Source organism: Mitsuokella sp. oral taxon 131 str. W9106 (assembly GCF_000469545.1).
Lineage (GTDB): Bacteria > Bacillota > Negativicutes > Selenomonadales > Selenomonadaceae > AWVT01.
In genome coordinates this window covers 4769-5758 of record NZ_KI273066.1, presented here as the reverse complement: position 1 = coordinate 5758, position 990 = coordinate 4769, and the positions used below count along the sequence as shown (strand labels likewise).

Annotated in this window: 1 protein-coding gene; it reads left to right on the top strand. The window is 64.2% G+C overall.

The genetic code is table 11. From position 1 onward, the window contains the following. Positions 1–990, top strand: a 990-nt coding sequence (locus HMPREF1985_RS11485; RefSeq protein WP_021772255.1) for a hypothetical protein, incomplete at both ends; no start/stop codon positions are given.

Genomic DNA, 990 nt, shown 5'->3' with positions numbered 1-990 from the left:
AACCGTAACTACAAGATGGCAGACGGCGTGACGTCTATCGTGCAGCAGCAGGCAGGCAAGATCAAGCCAAAGCAGGTCAACATCGCGGATGTCATCGACGTGGACTTTGGCACATTGGAAAAAGTCTACGACGGAAAGACCGATGTCGGCTATGACACGCGTGCGTGGAACCGGCAGAACACGGGCAGGAAGACGGCGAAAGACTTCATCAACGCCGTGAACATCGGGCCGGCGGCATCGAGCCGGACGGCGCTCGCCGCAGGCGACTATCAGGCGGCAGCGAACTACGACAGCGCGGACGTCGGCGCGCATACGGCGGCATACACCATCACGCTCTCAGAGCATGCGGCGAAGCTGTTTGACAACTACGACCCCACGGGCACGACGGGCGCGAACCTCGCCTACGACCCCGCGACGCGCGCCATCACCGTATCGCACGCGGGGCAGATCACGCCGCAGGAAGTCGTCGCGAAGGCGGAGCGGGCGGCGACGAAGGTCTACGACGGCACGACGAACCTCGTCAAGGGCTCGACGCAGGCGGCTCCCGCCGGAACGGGCGCGATCCAACCGCTTGCGGACGGCTACGTCGCGCTCCGGCGGGCGGACGGCAGGACGCGCAACCCGGACGGCAGCTCGGTATGGGGCACGGCGAGCCCGACCGTCACGGGGCATTACGATACGAAGGATGTCGTCCTGAACCCCGACGGCACGGTCGGCGAAAAGACGGTCAGCTACACGGCATCGGCCGGCAGCAACTACAAGCTCATCGATGCGGCGGATCCATCGAATGCGGCCATCGGCACGCTAAGTTTCACGGGCAAGGGCAGGATCGAGCAGAAGGAAATCCGAACCATCAGGTTTGGCGACGAAGTCGAGAAGGTCTACGACGGAACGGCAGTTGTCACGGAAAACGCGAGCGGCGCCGACCCCAAGGACACCATGAATCAGGCCGCATCGGCGGCGCAGAGCGCGGACTTCGTAAACGGCGAG